This window comes from Flavobacterium bomense, from assembly GCF_003970355.1.
On record NZ_RYDJ01000018.1, the window covers coordinates 55,219 to 75,907 of the forward strand.

Below are 20,689 nucleotides of genomic sequence, written 5' to 3' on the forward strand. Positions count from 1 at the left end.
ACCGTTTCCAATCCTACTGAAACACGAACTAAACCATCGGTAATACTCACTGCTAAACGTTCTTAAATAAACCACATTGACCACGGTTTAAACCGTGGACTATTGTATGGTTTCAATCGTCATGAACTTTACGAAAGCGCCTGCTCCAAATCAGCAATCACATCTTTTACGGTTTCCAATCCTACTGAAACACGAACTAAACCATCGGTAATACTCACTGCTAAACGTTCTTCAACAGATAATTTGCTATGTGTTGTCGATGCTGGATGCGTAACGATTGTTCTGGTATCTCCTAAATTTGGTGATAAAGAACATAATTTTATTTTATCCAAAAAGTTTCTTCCGGCTTCAAGCCCCCCTTTTATTTCAAAAGCAACAATATTTCCGCCCAACTTCATTTGCTTTTGAGCAATTTCGTATTGTGGATGCGATTTCAAAAACGGATATTTCACGCGATTCACATTCGGATGCTGCTCTAAAAACTCCGCTACTTTCATCGCATTTTCACAATGCCTGTCTAAACGAATCGCCAAAGTTTCTAAACTTTTTGATAATACCCAAGCATTAAAAGGCGATAAAGAAGGACCGGTAAGTCGAGAAAACAAATAGATTTTCTGAATCAATTCAGCATCACCAACTGTTATTCCTCCTAACACTCTTCCTTGACCGTCCATTAACTTTGTAGCGGAATGCACCACTAAATGCGCACCCCATTTTATTGGTTGTTGCAGATAAGGTGTTGCAAAACAGTTATCAATTACCAAAATCAAATTATGTTTTTTAGCAATCGTTCCTAAAAGTTCTAAATCGATAATATCAACAGCAGGATTGGTAGGTGATTCCGCAAAAAGAATCTTTGTATTTGGTGTGATGAAACTTTCAATTGTTTCCGGCTTATTAATATCAAAATAGGAGGTTTCAATATTCCATTTTGGAAAATAATTGATAAATAAAGAATGTGTCGCTCCAAAAACACTACTCGAAGAAACAATATGATCTCCAGATTTCAATAAAGCTGCCAAGGTTGAATACACTGCTGCCATTCCTGAAGCAAAGGCAAAACCAGCTGCCGCACCTTCCATTATACACACTTTATCAACAAATTCGTTCGTGTTTGGGTTGCTGTAACGGCTATATATATTTCTGTCTTTCTCTTCGGCAAAAGAAGCACGCATATCTTCGGCATCCTCAAATACAAAACTAGAAGTTAAGTACAAAGGAACCGAGTGCTCTAAATATTGTGTTCTTTCTAATTGGGTACGGATGGCTGAGGTTTCAAAACCAAATTCTTGATCGTTCATTATTATTAGATTTCAAAGAGTTGTTTCACAAAGATTCGCAAAGGAATCACAGAGATTCACAAAGTTTTTCCGCATAATTTTTCTATAAAAAAAAGCTCTTTATTGTTTAAAATTAAAGTTTTAGAAGTTGACTATTTTAGCTTTACGCCAATTCAACTCCGTTCAAAACTACTTTATAGTGTATGGTTGCTGTTGGCTCTAATGTTTTAGAAACCGAACAGTATTTTTCGAAAGAAAGTTGTGCGGCTCTCGCTGCTTTTTCTTCATTAATAGGTCCTTCCAAAAAGAATACTACAGTAATATCCTTGAATGGTTTTGCTTCTCCTACTTGTACCCGTTCTCCTTCGACCTCAGCTTTGAAAGAAGTGATTTCCTGACGCTGTTTTTTCAAAATCGAAATCATATCAATCGCACTGCAACCCGCAACACCCATCAATACTAATTCCATTGGACTTGCGCCTTTATCGTCTCCGCCAAATTCTGGTCGGCTATCTACGTTTACTAAGTGACCACGCTCGTTTTTTAATTCAAAGTGGAAGTTGTCGTTTACTCTGTTTAGTGTAATTTTCATATTATTCCCCTCCCCAACCCCCCCCGAAGGGAAGGGAGCCAAGACTGGAGGCAGTCCCTTTTTTATTATTTATATTTATTTGGACGCAGATTTTACTTTTATATATGTTAAATCAAAAATCGTCACCCGAGAGCTTGCTCGAACTGGCGAAGCAATCTGCAATCTTTTTATTCCCCCTTCAGGGGTATGGGGGCTACCCTTTATCCGACAATCTCAAAATATCACCAAAAACACCTCTCGCCGTTACCGCAGATCCTGCACCTGCGCCTTGAATTACGATTGGTCTGTCGCCATACGATTCAGTGTAAATTTCGAAGAAAGAATCAGAACCTTTTAAGCCTCCCAAAGCAGTATCCGAAGGTACGGAAACTAATTTTACTTCTAGATTACCTTTGTCATTTTGCAAATCGCCTGACAATTCGCCTATGTATCGCAGGACGTGATTGGGCTTTTGGTCGGCTTTTATTTTAGCATAAATTGGATCAAACTCGGTCAATTTATTCAAGAAATCCGAAACATCGCCTTCACGCAAATGTTCTGGAATTAAATTTTGAATATCAATTTCTTCAAACTCATTTTGCAAGTCTAATTCTCGTGCCAAAATCAATAATTTTCTACCTACGTCGTTCCCGCACAAATCTTCTCTTGGATCCGGCTCGGTATACCCATTGTCAATGGCCTCCCTCAATATTTCGCTAAACGAAGCCTCTTTTGATGAAAAATTATTGAACAAATAACTTAATGTTCCAGAAAAAACACCTTTAATCTTCGTAATATTTTCTCCTGAAAGGTGCAATAATTTAATCGTATCAATCAATGGCAATCCTGCACCCACATTAGTTTCATAAAGATAACTCTTTTGATTATCCGCCAGCACTTTTCGTAATTTTTTATAAAAACTATAGCTTAACGTATTGGCCACTTTATTAGACGAAATCAAATCAAAACTATTTTCAGCTAATTTTATATAATTTCCAACAAATTCAGCACTTGCCGTGTTATCAATCGCAATCAAATTCTCCAAGTGATGCTCATTTGCGTAGGCAATTACATCATCTATAGTATAAGAAAAGCCATTGTTTTGAATTTCATTTTTCCAATTTGGAGTAACGCCATTTTTATTCAAAAGTACATTACTTGAATTGGCAATTGCAAAAACATTCAGTTTGATATCTTTTCTTTTCTCGATAGTTGCTGCCGATTCCAATATTTGGTTAATCAACGTTCCACCAACTAATCCATGTCCGAAAATAGCGATATTGATTTTCTTAGCTACTCCAAAAATCTCTCCGTGAATCACGTTTAAAGCTTTGTTCAATTGCGATTTTTTGACCACCAAACTCACGTTTTTACCCGTAACAGTATTATTGAAAAGAATCGGGACAATTTTATTTTTTATCAACGCCGTGTAAGGCTTGTGAAAAGTACTTAAATCCTGACCAATAATAGAAATCACCGAAACATCATCCGTCACCGTGATTTTATTTACATCTTTCGAATAGAAATCATTTTCGAATTCTTTCTCTAATTCAATCATTGCTTTTGTCGCTTTATCAGTGGCAACAACTAAACCAATTCCTCTTTCTGACGAACCTTGAGAAATGATGCTTACGCTAATATCATTATCACCCATCACTCTGAAAATACGGGCATCAACACCTGTTTTTCCCAGTAATCCTCTTCCTTCCAGGTTCACTAACGAAACATTTTCAAGTACCGAAAGTGTTTTAATCCCTTCCTTGTTCGAATTGGAAGTGATTAACGTCCCTTTATTTTCATGGTTGAACGTATTCAAGATACGAAGCGGAATATTTTTTTCCAACAAAGGAATGATCGTTTTGGCATGAAGAATCGTCGCACCAAAATTGGCTATTTCATTGGCTTCATTAAACGACAAATGGTCAATTTTCTTTGCATCAACTACTAAATCCGGATTAGCGGTATAAATTCCGTCTACGTGCGTATAATTCTGTAATTCGGCCGCATTCAAATAATTCGCAATCAACGAAGCGGTGTAATTGCTGCCGTTTCTTCCTAAAGTGGTCGTGTCATTATTTGTGTTTGAACCAATGAAACCTGTAACAATATTTACGGTTGTTCCGTTATTTTGTTTGAAATAATTGATGACATTTTTCTTCGAAATTTGTTCCAAAGGTTGTGCATCACCAAATTTCGAATCGGTTTTTATCAATTCCCGAGTATCTGCAAAACGGGCATTTATCCCATTTTCGACCAAAATTGCCGTCAGTAATTTTGCCGAAAGTAGTTCCCCTTTTGATAAAATTTGGTCTTTTATTTTGTTGCTGTAATCACCAATTAAACTGACGCCTTCGAATAATTTTTCAAGAACATGGAACTCTTCGGATAAATCTACGTCTTGATATTCGTCTTGTTGGTATTTTTTGAAATCATCAAAAAGAGGTTTATAAACTCCGTTTTTAGCGGCAATACTTAAAATTTCTTCTAATTCATCCGTAGCATTTCCTCGCGCCGAAACCACAATAGCAATTTCCTCGCCTTGATTTACTTTATCAATAATAATTGCAACCACCTTATTTATTCCATCGCCATTCGATAACGATTTACCTCCAAATTTTAATATTTTCATTGTGTTCTGTTTTTTGGCTTAGAATATATCCTGAAGCAAATTGTGTAATTGTTTGTATTCTATCAAAAAAGCGTCGTGTCCGTGGATGGAAACTATTTCCTGATAGGTAACCCTCTTTTTATATTTTTTTAAATCCTTGTACGTTGCTTTATTTTCATTTGCCGTAAAAAACAGGTCGGAATTGATTCCAATAATATGAATCTCGGCTTCAATTTTTGAAGTTATCTCTTCGAATGATGTGCGGTCTCTGGTGATATCGATTGTTTTCAACAGTTGATTCATCATTTTATATGACGAAATTTGAAAACGTTTCTGCAATTTTTCGCCGTGATGTAGCAACCAGCTTTCTACATTAAAAATCCCCAATTCTTCATTGGTGGTTCGCTGAAATTTTGCAGCAAATGATTCCGGAGTTCTATAGCATAACATAGCATGAGTGCGAGCGTCTTCAATAGGTTTTGAAGAGTTGTTGAGAATTTGTTCCTGCAAAAAGCAATTGGCAATTAGCCAATCCGTCGATTTCCAATCCGTTGCGATAGGAATTAAATGCTGTGTGATTTTTGGCTCTAAAGCGACCATTTCCCAAGCAATTCCGCCACCTACAGAACCCCCAATAATGGCGTATAGTTTTTTAATATCCAGAACCCGAATCCCTTCAATAAAAATCCTGGCAATGTCTCTGGCAGTAAAATCTAAATAATCTTCGATCTCAAAACCATCAAAACCATTTCCGGGAACATTAAATGCGAGTATTGTATATTTTGTAGTATCTATGGTTTTGTGTGCTCCAATTAAATCATTCCACCAACCGTTTTCGCCCACAACTTGTGAATTTCCGGTTAAAGCATGGTTGACCAAAACAATTGGTGCCGTATGCAATTCTGGCCCAAAAACTTGAAAACTTACGTTTAAGGTAGCATAAAAAGCGCCACTTTTAGTGGTGAAATTTTGAAATGTAATAGAGGTTGGTTTATTTTCCAATGGCAAATCTTTTATGATTTTTGATCTGTGTTTGGAAATATTATAAAGAAAGTCAGGCGTTATCTAGACTAATTCTTAGTGTTATCTTTCCACGATGAGCGTGGTAGAATGCAGCACCTTCTTCGATAAATCGAAGGGTTGCTAAGGCTTCATCGGGTCTAATCCCTCTGCCTTTCTTTATAACATTTCAATACGTTTTTGAACTTAAAGTAGCAAATTAACCACTATTTTTTGTAACAACCAAATTTTTATGTGGATTCGTTTATTTCTTTGGGCACCATAAATACAAAAAACAATTCACACGCAATTGTTATTCTGACGAAGTAATGAGAATACTCATCCCGTTTTCTTACTTCGTCAAAACAACACTTTTAAACATCCTTTGAAAATCTCAAAACCAAAAATAAATTCGGATTTATTAAATAAAAAGCGCTTCATTCTCTTGAGAATACATTAGGAAAAGCAATGAATTAGTCACTATTTTTTGTGCCAAAACATCGTTCTTTGAGATCTCAAATCTAGGATGAATCAATTCATTCTTAGAATCGTTTTCCTTTTCTTTTTTATTTCTAAAATTAATACTTTTTAATAACCGAAATGTCTTTGTAAAATACTTTGTTGTGCTCATAATTTTTAGGTGTTAGGTGTTAATATTCATTTTTGGTCTCCTTGTATGAATTGTTGTGAGATTTGAAAAAATCAGAAAAACAAAAAACCCTTTTAGATCCATATCCAAAAGGGTTTTAAGTTATACACTTACTTTTGGAATCAACAGCCGCGAATACACATAATGGCATTGACACAAATCATGTTATTGACTGTTGCGTTATTTATTTTTTGGCTTTTTAGGTTATTCATCGAGGCTTTTTAGGTTATTCATCGAGGCTTTTTGTGACTAAAAAATCTATTCTATTTATTACTATTCAAAAAAAAGCTTCCCGTTATCCGGGAAGCTTTTGATATATAATTTGATTTAAATTATTCAATACGCAACCCTCAGGAATTTTCCTGTGCGACCTTAAACATATTACAAATATTAAATTTCATTTTTACTTTATTAGAATTTCAAAATTGCAAATTATTTTTTAAATATCCAAATAAGTTTAAGAAAACAATAGCGAAACTATTTTAAATATTATTTTTTCTTAATAATTTAGAACCCGAAAAATATTTATTCTCAAAAAAAACAAAAGATTAATTTGCAATTCAAAATGGTTTCATACATTTGCAACCAAATACAAGAGGAAAAATTTGAACTGATTGCAACCTCTTCATAATGAAACAAATTCATTATGAATACTGAACGTTTTTCAGTAGAAAAAATGCTAAAGCAGAAACTCTTCTTTAGTCCTTTTTAGCAATTATTTTTTCTCGCTTAATTTAAAATAATAATTATTATGGCCTATTTATTTACGTCAGAATCTGTAAGCGAAGGACATCCAGACAAAATTGCAGATCAAATTTCAGACGCATTAATTGATAATTTTTTGGCATTTGATGCTGACTCAAAAGTAGCTTGCGAAACTTTAGTAACTACAGGTCAAGTAATCTTGGCAGGTGAAGTAAAATCAAATACCTATTTAGATGTGCAACAAATCGCTCGCGATGTAATCAAGAAAATTGGTTACACCAAAAGCGCCTACATGTTTGAAGCGGATTCTTGTGGAATTCTTTCTGCTATACACGAACAATCTGCTGACATCAATCAAGGTGTTGATAGAGCAAATCCTGAAGAACAAGGTGCTGGTGATCAAGGAATGATGTTTGGTTACGCAACAAATGAAACAGAAAATTACATGCCTTTGGCTCTTGATTTATCTCATAAATTATTAAAAGAATTAGCTGTTTTAAGACGTGAAAATAACGAAATCACCTATTTGCGTCCGGATGCTAAATCTCAAGTGACGTTAGAATACAGTGATGACAACAAGCCAACTCGAATTGAAGCTATTGTAATTTCGACACAGCACGATGACTTTGACGAAGAAGCTACTATGCTTGCTAAAATCAAAAAAGACATCATCGAAATTTTGATTCCAAGAATCATTGCAAAAAATCCAACGAGTGCTCATTTATTTAATGATCAAATTAAATACCACATCAATCCAACGGGAAAATTTGTAATTGGAGGACCTCACGGAGATACTGGACTAACAGGTAGAAAAATTATTGTAGACACTTACGGTGGAAAAGGTGCTCACGGTGGTGGTGCATTCTCTGGTAAAGACCCTAGTAAAGTAGACAGAAGTGCGGCTTATGCGACTCGTCACATTGCTAAAAATCTAGTTGCAGCAGGTGTTGCTGACGAAATTTTAGTACAGGTTTCCTACGCAATTGGTGTTGCTAAACCAATGGGGATTTTTATAGAAACTTATGGGACTTCAAAAGTAACCTTAACCGATGGAGAAATTGCTAAAAAAGTAGAAGCTATTTTTGACATGCGCCCGTACTTTATAGAGCAACGTTTGAAATTAAGAAATCCAATCTACAGCGAAACGGCTGCTTACGGACACATGGGGCGTACTCCAGAAACAGTAACTAAAACATTTAAAGCTCCAGGTGGCTTAGAAAAAACGGTTACTGTAGATTTATTCACTTGGGAAAAATTAGATTTTGTTGACCAAGTTAAAACTGCTTTTGGATTGTAATTCAGTACAGATTTAAAATGAAAAAGGGGATTTTGTTCAGTCAAAATCCCCTTTTTAATTTGGCTATATATTGTACTTTAAAATAAAGGTCACAAATCGTGGTAAAATAATCGTTTCATTCGCATTAAAGCCATTTACGCTAAAGGAATTGTTTAATCTTGATCTCGTATTTAAAAGGTTATTTGCCTGTATTCTATACTCAAATTTCGAGTCCTTTTTGATGTAATTTAAGCTTGCCGTCATGATTTCAAAATCGTTTGTTAACCCTGAAGTTTCATTTTTAAAGCGATTAAATGAATAATCCCAATTAACATTTAACCCATTCAAAAAATAGTAGTTCAGCTTAACCGTTGGCGTTTGCGTAATAAACTTGTTTGAAGCTTGCTCAGAAAAATTAATTCGATATCCTAAATCAATATTTGGATATTTTTTGAATTGCGTTGCAAATGCTAGATTGTAACTATGATTTACGTTTTCGATTCCTTGAATAAACTCCTGCGCAGTACCACTAGTCACTCTTCGGTTTAAAACGAAATTTTTATTCCAGCTTGCATTAACACCGCCTGTTAATTTATAATACTTCTTAAAACTCTTGCTATAAAACAAATTCCCGTTCAAGTTTTCATTTTCTGCGTCTAAATTTAAACGGTCTGAAGTAGAATAAATACTTTGAAATGATATACCGTTCACCACTGGATCCTTTGTGGTTGTGTATGAAATATTTCCAAAAATTGTAGTGAAATTATACAAATTGTATTTTGAATAATTCAATCTATGACTGGTAACCAGTGAATTTTGCAGTTGGGAATTCCCTTTTACAATACTATTGAAATTAGTAAAAATATACCCTTCGACTAAAGAGTTTATATCATTAAAACCATTCTGAACATTAAAATTATAGGTTATATTTTCTGATTTTTTTAAATCCCAACGGGCAAACATATCAGGAAGAAAGCGACTAAAATTTAATTGATACGGATTACCTAATTGCTGATTGTTGGTGTTGTATTGATGAACCGAAAATCCTGGATTAAAAGTAAACTTACCAACCATAAACTTGTAATGAAGTCCTAAAAAAACATCATTAAACGCATACCGCACGTCATTATTGTACGCCGCTTGTTCTACTGAATTAACAGATTTGTCCTCTAAGATTTGCAACAGACTTGAATTATATGTTTGAAAAGCATTTGAATTTCCTGCTGTTACATTCAATATACTTTTATTAGAAATTTGGTAATAATAATCTGCTTTTGCATCCACTTTATTGGTTTTTACAAATCGAGACTGCTCAATATTTAAACTATTTTCATTGACAAAAACAGCGCTTGGATCATTTGGATCTTGAGAGCTACTATTTTGATATGGATTAACCGATAATTGCGGATTGTAAAAGGGATCTTCATCCTCATATTGATGCTGTATTTCAATTACCCATGTACTTTTGGGATTTTGTGTATAAAATAAATTCAAACTTTGATTGAAAGAAACTGGCGCTTGATTTTGAAATGCTATAACTGTGTTAGAGCTGCTAAAAGAACTTCCATTAGCAAAAGAGCTAAAATTACTTTGACTGTTATTAACATCCTGTTGATCGTTTTTTCTAAAGAAAACATCGTAATCCAGTTGAAAATTATCATTGGCTTTATACTTTGAACCTACCTTAGAGATAAAAGCATTATTTCTGGAATCGGTTTTGTTTTTTCTATTTTCTAGCGTTGCAATATTCGTTGTATTGGGTTCAAAAATACCACGATCAGAATTCGTAATCGACTGATTGAATGTAGAAGAATACGCTGCAAAACCAATCAAGGTCCATTTTTTTGATACAGAATGATTCACGTTTAAAGTTCCGAATTTGTCATTTGCCTTAGCAACATTATCACCACCAGAAAGCCCAAAGAAATTCCGATTCAGATTTAAAGAAGTTCCGCTTCTGCCTATAGTATTCCTAGCACCCCCATTTATCCTGAAAAAATCAGCTGAAGTCAAAGAAACCTCCCCAATATTATTCAAATTTACTATGGAGTTGATACTAGTTTTAGGAGAATAATAAAATACTTTTGGATTAAAAATATACCCTTTATCATTTGCTAAACCGGCACTCACATCCCCAAACCAAAACTTATCTTTTCCTTTTTTGAGTTTAATATTTAGTGCGATGTCGTCATTATTGTTCTCTAATCCCTTCATCTGAGATACCTCATTGAAGTTTCGCAATACTTGCACTTTATCAACTGCATCCGACGGAATGTTTTTGGATCCTAGTTTAGTATCGCCATCCATAAATGGTTTGCCATTGACAAATAATTTGGTTACTTTTTTTCCTTCAACTTGCACTTGACCATCGGCCATGACTTCAAAACCGGGTAGTTTCTTAAAGACATCTTCTAACTTTCGCTCTTCGCCCGTTTTAAAAGAATCAGTATTGTAAACAATGGTATCGCCTTTTATAGAAACCGGCATTTCACGGACAATCTCAACACCGTCGAGTTCAATTCCTCCTTCTTCGAGCGCAATGCTTTTAATGCTGTTTTCTAAAGTTGTGGTGATTTCCAACTCTTTATTCTGCATTCCCAAATAACTGATTTTGATATTATACGCTGTATTTGGTTTTAGATTAAGAAGAAATTTTCCTTTGTCATTTGTTATGGCATAGGCATCCATTGCTTTTGTTTCTTTATTTATTGCCATAACATTGGCCATTTCAAGACCTGTCGCTTTTGAATCGGTTATGAGACCTTCAAATTTAATGGATTGAGCAAAGGAGAATGAAGTTATAAAGAAAAATAAAAAAAGGTACTGGTTTTTCATTGACTGGTTTTATGAGTATGACTAGTTGGTCATAAAAAGGTTTAATTCGTTACAAAAAACAACTAATTCGTGAAGGTTCTAAAAATGATATTTCCATCCTTATCCTTCATGCTGTCCATTTTCATTTTTTCTTCTTTATCGAATTCTTTTTGAGTTAATACTTTTCCTGCGTTTGGAGTTTTAATTTTTACTTTATCCTCACTATTTAAAACTACTTTAGAGCATAAAAATTTAACTTCTCCATTATTTAATTCCAAAATTAAACCTGGTAGACCTGAATATTTATCTGGTCCATGATTAACCGGGATTTCTAAGGTATACCAAGCAGTAACAATATTATTTTGGGGCTCATTCATTTCAAATAAATTTGTTTTCTGTTTAAATTTATTTTTTAAATAATCCTGATACTCTTCTTTTTGAGCAGCAGTAACCTGAATTACAACCTCAGCCTTATAACATAGGTAATCCCCTATTTTTTTAGTTTCTTCTTTTAATTGCCAATCCCAATTTTTTAATTCATCAGTGATAAGATATTTTTTTTCGAAGATTTCGCCTTCAAAAATTTGTTTTTGCACCTTCCGATTCATGTACTTCTTTCCATCTCCTGAAATGGTAATACTAATAATCATTCCGCTATCACTTTGTCCCACAGGCTCAAGCTTTTGTTCTTCTTCAAATAAAGACTCTGTTTTATTAAAACTTAATGAATATGTTTTTTGGGAAACTTTCTCCCATTCTTTTTGTACTGCCTTCTCAAATTCTGCATCTTTTTCAGACTTAATCTCAACGTCAGTTTCCTCGGATTTAATTTTAGATTGATAAATTGCTTTGCCTTTAAAGTTTTGAGCAACGGTTAAATTGACAGTAGTTAAAATTATTGTTAAATAAATTACTTTGAATAAATTTTTCATTTTATAGCTTTTAAGTTAGATGACAAATAAAGTTCTAAATAACCACAATAATAGTTAACCAAAGTTAACGATTGTTAATGGGTCAATTCAAAAGCATTTAGTTCTTATATTTGAAAAATGAAAGTGAAAAATTACGCCGCTATTATTTTTTTTGTAAGCCTAACTATTTTGGCAACCATCAGTTTACAAGTATATTGGAATATTAAAAACTACAAAGAAAACAAACAACGATTAATTAATGATGTACAAATTGCTTTTGACAACAGTACTGAATACTATTATATAGAACAGTCAAAAGAAAATTATATCGCTTTTGTAAACCGAGATGATTCCATATCCGAAGAGCAATTTATGGATGACTTAAAACTTGATACAGTTTTTAAAAATTATAAAGCAAAAAGGAATCAAAATAAAATTCCAAAAGTTGATTCAATAAAATCTAAAAAAACAGCATCTGTAACTACATCTTTAAAAATTTCAGAATCCAAAATTCATTCGGTTCCAGACACAAGTAATTTGATAAAATTGGATTCGAAAATCATTAAAAACGAGAAAGAAAATGACAATAAAATAGTTACCTATACTAAACCAAAATCTAAAACGAATTCCTCAGTTTTAATATTACGAGGAAAAAAAGCAACAGATAGCCTCTTACAAATAAAAGATTCAAGAAGTAGAATTGTAATATCTATGGTTACAGATTCCGTTGCATTCAATAAATTAAGTAAAATTTTAGATAATGAACTTTCTCGAAAAAAAATTGTTGTAGATTATACTTTAGAGCATTTTAAATTAAACACTCTTTTTGATAAATTTAAAAAAAACACTTCCTTCAAATCAGTGAAATTACCTCTTTCTACTTTTTCAAAATCAGTCTACCTTCCCATTAACGATAAACTGAAAATTTCATTTTCTGATCCTACGGTACTACTTTTAAAAAGAAGCATGATTGAAATAATTCTTTCGTTACTGTTATCGCTTTCCATTGTCGGATCTTTATTTTATCTTTTAAGAATTATAAACCGTCAGAAAAAAATTGATGAAATCAAAAACGATTTAATCAGCAATATTACTCATGAATTTAAAACGCCAATCACCACCATTTCTTCGGCAATAGAAGGAATCAAGAATTTTAATTCCGTTAATGATCCTAAAAAAACAAATCGTTACTTAGACATAGCATACCAGCAATTAGAAAAATTAGCCATTATGGTTGAAAAACTTTTGGAGACTGCTTCGTTAGAATCTGACAATCTTACGCTAAACAAAGAACCAATTAATATAGTTCAATTATTAAAGAAAAATGTTGAAAAACACCTATTGAACACTTCAAACAAAACAATTAATTTTATTTCTAATCAGGAAAAATTAATTTTGAAGGTGGATTCATTTCATTTTGAAAATGCATTTTCAAATCTGGTCGATAATGCCCTAAAATATGGAGGTCCTCAGATTGAAGTTTGCTTAACATCAGACAAAAAAAAGATAGAAATAACAGTTCAAGATAATGGAATTGAAATTGATAAAAACCAACATGAAAAGATTTTTGAAAAATTTTATAGAATTCCGAAAGGAAATATTCACGATGTAAAAGGCTTTGGAATAGGTTTATATTATTCCAAAAAAATCATAGAGAAACATCAGGGAACACTTGAACTAATCGTAAACTCCAAAAACATTTTTAAAATAACATTAGCTCATGTCTAAAAAAATAAAAATAATCCTAGCCGAAGACGAACCTGCTTTAGCACAAATCATTAAGGAAAGTTTAGAAACTAGAAATTTTGAGGTCATTCATTGTAAAGATGGCGAAGAGGCTATTGAAGTTTTTAGAAATGAAAAAATAGAATTACTTGTTTTAGATGTCATGATGCCTAAAAAAGATGGTTTTTCAGTAGCTAAAGATATTCGAAAATTAGATAATAAAACTCCGATAATTTTCCTCACTGCTAAATCACAAACACAAGATGTAGTCGATGGATTTAATTTTGGAGGTAATGACTATTTAAAAAAACCTTTTAGCATGGAAGAACTAATCGTTAGAATTCATTCTCTTCTTGGCAGAAATACTGCTATCAAAAACGAGGATAACATAGTGATTGGCAACTATATTTTTAATCTTACTAAACAAACCTTACAGTGCCTTGACACAACAATCTCCTTAACGCATCGTGAAGCAATTCTATTAAATATAATATCTGAAAATAAAAATAAAATAGTTGAACGTTCTTTAATTTTAAATAAAATTTGGGGAGAAGATGATTTTTTTAATGGTAGGAGTATGGATGTTTTTATTACTAAGTTGAGGAAAAAATTAAGCCTTGATCCCAACATTCAAATTATAAATGTTCGTGGTCAAGGCTGCAAATTAATTTGTTAAAACTATCTTATCCGCCTATTCGAAAGGTTCCCGTAGAACTACCACCACGCCCTTGATTCATTTCTCTCCACTCTTCCATTTTTTTTATGACATCATCGTCATACTCCTTTTGAGAAACTACTTTTCCTTTTGTTAATGCTTTAATTTCTATTTTTTCCTTTGGATTCAAGACAATTTTAGAGCACAAAATTGTGGTTTTCCCATCGTTAACTTCTAGAATTAATCCCGGTAAACCCCAATATCCTTCTGGTCCTTGACTAACAGGAATTTCCGGAGTGTACCAAGCCGTTATTGTAACTTCTTTGGGAAGTTCTATGGCATCCATAAAGTTCGTTTTCTTATCTGAAGCCGCCTTATCATCTGCTTTTTCAGTACCCTGTTTTTTGGCTTCCTCTTTTTTAGGTCGGAAATTTCTAAAATCAGTAGCACTTGCCGCCTTAATTGCGGTTGCCTTGTAACAGGTATATCCGCCTATTACTCTCGTTTCAGCTTCCATTTTCCATTTTAGACTTGGCAAAGAATCTTTTACTAAAAACTCTTTTCCCATAAAATCTTTATCAACCGTATAGGTTTTCTCTTTTACATTTTTGTAATAAGTTCCGCCGCCGCCACTCATTGCATTCATTATGCGCATTCCACCTCCAGCTTGACCTGTAGCCTCTAACTTTTCTTCTTCTTTATAAATTGATGTCGATTTATCAAAATTAAGAATGAATGTTTTTTCGAACATTTTCTTCATTCTTTCCTCAATCATTTTTTGCATATCAGGAGTCATATCCTTATTGCCTTCCATTCGTGTTTTGAAATCGGAGGTACTGCTTTTTGATTCATACACTGCCATTCCTTGAAATTCCTGAGCGCGAAGCCCCAAAAACGATGCAATTGTTACTATTATTGCGTAAATTACTTTATACATAACTATTGGGTTTTAATGAATAAGAGTGAAAAATACTATTTTTGTTACAAGTATTCTGTTAAAATATTAATAAAACAATCAAAATTATATACCGTTTAATTGTAATTTCGCTGTATGAAAAAAGTAATATTATTGCTGTTTATCGCTTCATTTTCAGTAATTTTTAGTCAGAACCAAAAACTAACAGCCATTAAAATCGATTCTATTCGTTTTGATGGAGATGCGTTTTTAGGTTATGATTCATTTGGTTTTTACTACACCATCCATAACAATGTTTTTTCTAAAATTGGAACACGGAATACTTTAGAATACAAAAATATTTCTTTGGGTAGAATCACAAAAATAGATTTGCATAACCCTTTGAAAATTGTTTTATTTTACGAAAATTTCAATACAGTTATCATCTTGGACAATCAATTGAATGAAACTCAGAAAATCAATTTTTCAGAAAATACAATTCCAATCGTAGCCACTGCAATTGGTATTGCTGCTCTAAATCAGTTGTGGGTTTACAACAGTATGAATCAGCAACTGGGATTATATGATTATTTGAACAAGGATTACAAAACTATTTCAGTTCCTTTTACTGAAAGTATTAAGAATTACGCTTCAGATTTCAACATCTTCTATTGGATGGACGGTAAAAACAACTGGTACACTTGCGATATTTTTGGCAGAATAGCAAACAAAGAAAAAGTTTCTGATTTTGACTCGATTGAAATTATAAATGAAAATCAGATCATCTATTCTAAAAATGGGATTTTAATTTTGCAGGATTTGGAAAAAAACCAAAAAACTGAAATTGAAATTTCAGAAAAATCCTTTAAAAAATTCTATTACAAAGACCAAATTTTATCTATTTTTACAGCTGAAGGAATTACAAATTATAAAATCATACTACCGTAATGCACATAGCAATAGCAGGAAACATAGGCTCTGGAAAGACAACTTTGACACGCTTATTAGCGAAACATTTTAAGTGGGAACCACATTATGAAGACGTAGTAGACAATCCGTACCTAGATGATTTTTATCACCAAATGGAGCGCTGGTCGTTTAATTTACAAATTTATTTCTTGAATAGTCGCTTCCGTCAGGTGATGCAAATTCGTGAAAGTGGCAAAAAAATCATTCAGGACCGAACTATTTATGAAGATGCCCATATTTTTGCTCCTAATTTATATGCAATGGGTTTGATGACCAATCGTGATTTCCAGAATTATTCGTCTCTTTTTGAATTAATGGAATCTACTGTTAAAGCCCCTGATTTATTGATCTATTTAAGGAGTTCTATTCCTAATTTAGTCGGTCAAATACACAAACGCGGCCGTGAATATGAAAACTCAATATCCATTGAGTATTTGAGTCGTTTGAACGAACGCTACGAAGGCTGGATTCAAACCTATGACAAAGGAAAATTATTAATTATTGATGTGGATAACATGAATTTTGTTGATAATCCCGAAGATTTAGGAACTATTTTTAACCGTATCGATGCTGAATTGAATGGGTTGTTTTAGAATCCTCTCCCCAACCCTCTCCGAAGGAGAGGGAGTAGAAACTGGTGATAAAATACATAAAAACAAAAAATGCCTCACAATTGTGAGGCATTTATATTTACAACGATTTCCACAAATCTACATCTGTTTTATCAAACTTATTGCTTTCTCTAAATTATAGGCGCCATCAATTGCGTTTTTATCAAAAACCATCATATAATTATAATTAGAACCCGAAAGCCTTGCCCAAGATTTTCCTAACCTCAACTTTGCTGCGGTATCCGGATTATTTAAATGAGAACCTTTGGTTTCAACAACGATTACTTTATTAGTTTTAGTTACCAAAATAAAATCAGGATAATGATTCGATTTATAACCATTCAAAGAAAATCCTTTACCTCTTCCTAAATTACGATGCCAAAAAGCAATATTTGATGAACTGGAAATTTCCAAAATAAATTGCTCTTCTAATCCGTTCATATCCCCTTCGTGAACATACAATGAATTACCAATGTCATTCCCAATTCTTGGCGGAATTATGGCTGTTTCAAATTTCCAGATTGCTTTTGCTTTTATTTTATCAATTTCGAGCCAATCTTTAAACTTTTCTTCCGCATAAATATCGGCTAATTGATTGATTTTTTCCTTAATCGAATCAGAATATGTTAACTTATATTGATTGAAATCTATCAACTCTTGTGCGGACATGTTCTCTAAAATTCTATTGACGTATTTCTTAATTTCATTATCGGCAATAGGTGGTAATTTATCAATTTGCTTGACTACAAAATGTGTTAAATCTTTAATTTGTCCTTCTTTAGGTTTAGCTAAAATGTATTCCGTCATTTTTTCTTGCACTACATTTTCTATTTTGAACGAAACCATTTTATAACCGCCATCATTTGTTTTTTCAGTATCAATTTTATACAAATCTGAAGAAATACTTTTAAAAGGAATTTGAATATCTTTATCCGAAAGCTTAAAATCTTTCAAAAGATTGACCCTGTCTAATAATTGTGTGTCACCTTGTTCCATAAAGAGAAATTCATTTCGAGGAACTTCAACTACAAATTTTGGCAATACAATTGCTGAAGCCTGTTCAGCAACACTTTCACGCATTTTATATTGTTTCACTTTCATGCCAACTTCAGAATAAATTTGTTGAACTGTGTTAGAATTATCTTGATTTGCAATTTGAATCTCCATTTTTAGACTATCTTCAATTGCCATTTTTTCCATTTCAAATACAGCAATATTAGGAGAGTTGATAATTTCATTAGGATTGAAATGAATTTTTTGAACATCAATCACACCTTCTTCTACAACTTCTATCTGCTCAGCAAAAAAGAAATTCTCTAATGTTTCTTGCTTCACTGTTTCTTTTACAAATTCTGGCATTATATCTTTTTCACGATAATCTTTTTCGCTAAAACCAGATTGCTGCAAACCTTTGATGATATTTTGCAACGTATTCTGAAATTTAACCGAAGCCGTAATTACGTACGATAAATTCAACATCGTGCTGTTGTGTTTCATTACATACGGTTGACGTAAAACACGACCCAAAATTTGTGTAACATCAACTTCCGATGACTTGTCCACCAAGGAAGCCAAGATATAAGCAAACGGACAATCCCAGCCCTCTTTCAAGGCATTGATTGTAATAATATAACGAACTGGACAATCCTTGCTCATTAAATCCTCGTTTTTCAACTCATCTTTATTAGCCGTTTTGATTTTGATTTGCTCTTCAGGAATTCCTACTGCAATCAACTGAGCTTTCAATTTGTCAAAAGTCGTATTATCCTCTTTCCCTTTGGGTTGTGCCTGAAACAAAACTATTGGACGAATGTATTTCCCTCCATTTTCTTCCAAAATTTTAGCTTCTGTTTCTAATTTGTTTTGCAAATGCAAAGCACTTTCTATAACACCTTCTATATTTTGATGATTGTAAACGATGACAGGCAATTTAACCATATGCTCTTTTTTGAGTTCAATAGCCGAAACTAAACTTACAATATTAGCATTTTGCTTAGGTGTTGCGGTCAAATCCAAAATGAAACTTGGATTGAGATTATTCAGCATTTCAACACTCAAATCACTTTCGGCATTGTGACTTTCATCGACAACCAAAATTGGATTTAAACTTCTAATAACATTGATTAACGCCTCTTTTTCGGTGCCTTCTAAAACAATCTCATCATCAATCAAATTGGAGAAACTGGATAAATTAGAATTTTGCTCATTAAATTTTCTGTCTTCCTTATTTTTGGCCCGTATGGAAGCAAAATTTACAACCATTATACTCAATTGCTCTTGTACCGATGATGGATTGAAATTAGCCCCTTGCAATAAATCTCGTTTTTCATAAACTTGAACTCGGTTATTGAACAATGAGTTCAGTTTCTGACAGTACGGATGATCGGGGTTAGAAAGATTTCGTACCGTTTGATCTAATAAATTGCTCCAAGGTACCAACCAAACAACTGCTCTTGCCTTAGTTTCTGGCATTGCATCAAAAATAGTTTTCAATGCATTACAGGCAATAAAGGTTTTCCCTCCCGCAGTTGGTACTTTTATACTTAAATGTACCGCATTTGGAACTGTATTTTGATACGGACGCATTCCTTCACCAGTTAATGGATTGTAGAAACCCACTTTTTCTTGCCAAAAAGAATTGAAAGCTTTATCTGCTTTTTTATAGTTTTGCAAATACTCAAAATACTGTTGCAAATCGTCTATAACTTGCTTTTGATAGGTTTTTAGTTCCATAGTTAAAAACGAGTTATATCTCTCGGAATTTTCTTGAATTCAATATTTTTGGCTCTCATAAAAGTTTCCGGCAACAAGCAATTATCGGCATAAATAATATAGCGCTCTGCTTTTTGTTGAACGTAATCTGCTAAAGATTCATAATCCAATGTTGTCAGACTGTCTTTTTCATAGATAAAATAGTAAGCAGTGTCGTTGTGAGTCCCTAAGTAAACCTTTCCCGTTCTGGCTCCCTCCCCTTCGGGGAGGGCTGGGGTGGGGATTCTAGTTTCAGCAAACCAAACATATTCCCTAATTTTCTCTATGCCAACCGTTTCGTTTAGATTGTTATGTTCGTCAAATAATGGTTCACCCAAAGTGTAATAATCAAAACTTCCCCCAGTTCCTTCTATTGTTTTTTCTCCCCCTTTGGGGGTTGGGGGGCCGTAACCGTTGATTACTCTTTTGACACGTTCGGCAGTAATGGTTTCAGCATAATCTTCCATTTCTATTAAAATGAATTTACGATTGCCTTGGTCTTGTTTATTTAAATTTAAAACGGCGTGCGCAGTTGTTCCTGAACCAGCGAAACTGTCTAGGATTATAGAGTTTTTGTCAAAATAAGACAACAATTTTTCTATTAATATCGCAGGTTTAACAGTATCAAATCCAACTGCTTTTCCCATTATTTCATTTAATAAATCTTTACCTGATTGGGCAGTTCCAAATTGTGCCGCATTTAAATGAGACCAGAAAGGAACAAATTTTCTTTTATCAATTTCATCTTCAGGATATATTGCTTTTTTAACAAAACCATCAACAATTTCTAATCTATTTTCCTTTTCAAGTTCACTCGCAGTATCTTGACCTATCTGCCATCTTTTACCATCTCTTGGATACTGACCCAAAATTGAAAATTTCATAGTTTTTCTTTCATATCCTCCTGCATCAGACTTCTCAATAATTTCAAATCTACATTTACCAAGCTTACCTTGATGCGGATAATTTAGACCACTATCCAACTCTTTTAGTAAAAATCCCTTTTGATTATTTTTGTTTTTAGCAAAAAACATTATGGGCTCAACTTTTTGCTGTAAGCCAAACTTTGCTGAACCAGAATTAATCGGTTGAGTAGTTGCTTCCCAAGTCAATTCGCCTACGTAGTTAGCATCTTCAAATATTTCATTACAAATACATCTCAAGTGATAATGCTCATATTTAAAGTTTATTGATCACTAGTGTCCACTTAAAATAAGTTAAAAACCAGCTGGTTAGTATTATGTTCATTGACATTATTGTAATCTGATTT

The 20,689-nt window shown here is 33.2% G+C and carries 15 protein-coding genes and 1 riboswitch; of the genes, 5 read left to right on the forward strand and 10 right to left on the reverse strand.

From position 1 onward, the window contains the following. Window positions 1-128: 128 nt before the first annotated feature. The 5 genes from EKL98_RS13540 to EKL98_RS13555 all read right to left on the reverse strand — a co-directional run bounded on the left by EKL98_RS13540 (window position 129) and on the right by EKL98_RS13555 (window position 6,089). Window positions 129-1,301, reverse strand: a complete 1,173-nt coding sequence (locus EKL98_RS13540; protein WP_126457436.1) for a trans-sulfuration enzyme family protein — start codon at window positions 1,299-1,301, stop codon at window positions 129-131. A gap of 142 nt (window positions 1,302-1,443) precedes the next feature. Further along, window positions 1,444-1,872: an OsmC family protein gene (locus tag EKL98_RS13545; RefSeq protein WP_126457437.1), complete on the reverse strand. Its 429-nt coding sequence runs from the start codon at window positions 1,870-1,872 to the stop codon at window positions 1,444-1,446. Window positions 1,873-2,065: 193 nt separating this feature from the next. Further along, window positions 2,066-4,480, reverse strand: coding sequence for a bifunctional aspartate kinase/homoserine dehydrogenase I (gene thrA / locus EKL98_RS13550; RefSeq protein WP_233589440.1), 2,415 nt, complete (start codon window positions 4,478-4,480; stop codon window positions 2,066-2,068). 18 nt (window positions 4,481-4,498) lie between these two features. Continuing rightward, entirely contained in the window at window positions 4,499-5,461 is a 963-nt protein-coding gene (locus EKL98_RS18120) for an alpha/beta fold hydrolase (protein ID WP_233589333.1), read from the reverse strand. Window positions 5,462-5,539: 78 nt separating this feature from the next. Beyond that, window positions 5,540-5,647, reverse strand: a riboswitch (SAM riboswitch). Between the two features lie 232 nt (window positions 5,648-5,879). Continuing rightward, a complete protein-coding gene (locus EKL98_RS13555; RefSeq protein WP_126554980.1) occupies window positions 5,880-6,089 on the reverse strand; it encodes a hypothetical protein in 210 nt (69 codons plus the stop codon). A gap of 769 nt (window positions 6,090-6,858) precedes the next feature. Here EKL98_RS13555 and metK point away from each other — a divergent pair. After that, a complete protein-coding gene (gene metK, locus EKL98_RS13560; RefSeq protein ID WP_126562876.1) occupies window positions 6,859-8,109 on the forward strand; it encodes a methionine adenosyltransferase in 1,251 nt (416 codons plus the stop codon). Between the two features lie 63 nt (window positions 8,110-8,172). On the opposite strand, the gene EKL98_RS13565 is transcribed toward metK, so the two are convergent. Continuing rightward, window positions 8,173-10,923, reverse strand: a complete 2,751-nt coding sequence (locus EKL98_RS13565) for a carboxypeptidase-like regulatory domain-containing protein (RefSeq protein WP_126457439.1) — start codon at window positions 10,921-10,923, stop codon at window positions 8,173-8,175. A 62-nt stretch (window positions 10,924-10,985) separates the two neighbouring features. Beyond that, a complete protein-coding gene (locus EKL98_RS13570) occupies window positions 10,986-11,834 on the reverse strand; it encodes a GLPGLI family protein (RefSeq protein ID WP_126562877.1) in 849 nt (282 codons plus the stop codon). A gap of 117 nt (window positions 11,835-11,951) precedes the next feature. Between EKL98_RS13570 and EKL98_RS13575 the strand changes: the two genes are divergently transcribed. Both EKL98_RS13575 and EKL98_RS13580 read left to right on the forward strand, forming a co-directional pair. Then, window positions 11,952-13,541 (forward strand): sensor histidine kinase, encoded by a 1,590-nt coding sequence (locus EKL98_RS13575; protein ID WP_126457441.1) that lies wholly within the window; start codon window positions 11,952-11,954, stop codon window positions 13,539-13,541. Next, on the forward strand, window positions 13,534-14,214 hold the full coding sequence (locus tag EKL98_RS13580; protein WP_126562878.1) for a response regulator transcription factor: 681 nt from the start codon (window positions 13,534-13,536) through the stop codon (window positions 14,212-14,214). The genes EKL98_RS13575 and EKL98_RS13580 overlap by 8 nt, the downstream gene beginning before the upstream one ends. Window positions 14,215-14,221: 7 nt before the next feature. On the opposite strand, the gene EKL98_RS13585 is transcribed toward EKL98_RS13580, so the two are convergent. Further along, window positions 14,222-15,130, reverse strand: coding sequence for a GLPGLI family protein (locus EKL98_RS13585; RefSeq protein WP_126457443.1), 909 nt, complete (start codon window positions 15,128-15,130; stop codon window positions 14,222-14,224). A 114-nt stretch (window positions 15,131-15,244) separates the two neighbouring features. Here EKL98_RS13585 and EKL98_RS13590 point away from each other — a divergent pair, with 114 nt between their 5' ends. Further along, on the forward strand, window positions 15,245-16,036 hold the full coding sequence (locus EKL98_RS13590) for a hypothetical protein (protein ID WP_126457444.1): 792 nt from the start codon (window positions 15,245-15,247) through the stop codon (window positions 16,034-16,036). Next, window positions 16,036-16,650, forward strand: a complete 615-nt coding sequence (locus EKL98_RS13595) for a deoxynucleoside kinase (RefSeq protein ID WP_126452993.1) — start codon at window positions 16,036-16,038, stop codon at window positions 16,648-16,650. The genes EKL98_RS13590 and EKL98_RS13595 overlap by 1 nt, the downstream gene beginning before the upstream one ends. 117 nt (window positions 16,651-16,767) lie before the next feature. Here EKL98_RS13595 and EKL98_RS13600 read toward each other — a convergent pair whose 3' ends face one another. Both EKL98_RS13600 and EKL98_RS13605 read right to left on the reverse strand, forming a co-directional pair. Beyond that, a complete protein-coding gene (locus EKL98_RS13600; protein WP_126562879.1) occupies window positions 16,768-19,401 on the reverse strand; it encodes a DEAD/DEAH box helicase in 2,634 nt (877 codons plus the stop codon). A 2-nt stretch (window positions 19,402-19,403) separates the two neighbouring features. Next, window positions 19,404-20,609, reverse strand: a complete 1,206-nt coding sequence (locus EKL98_RS13605) for a DNA methyltransferase (RefSeq protein WP_126562880.1) — start codon at window positions 20,607-20,609, stop codon at window positions 19,404-19,406. Window positions 20,610-20,689: the final 80 nt, after the last annotated feature.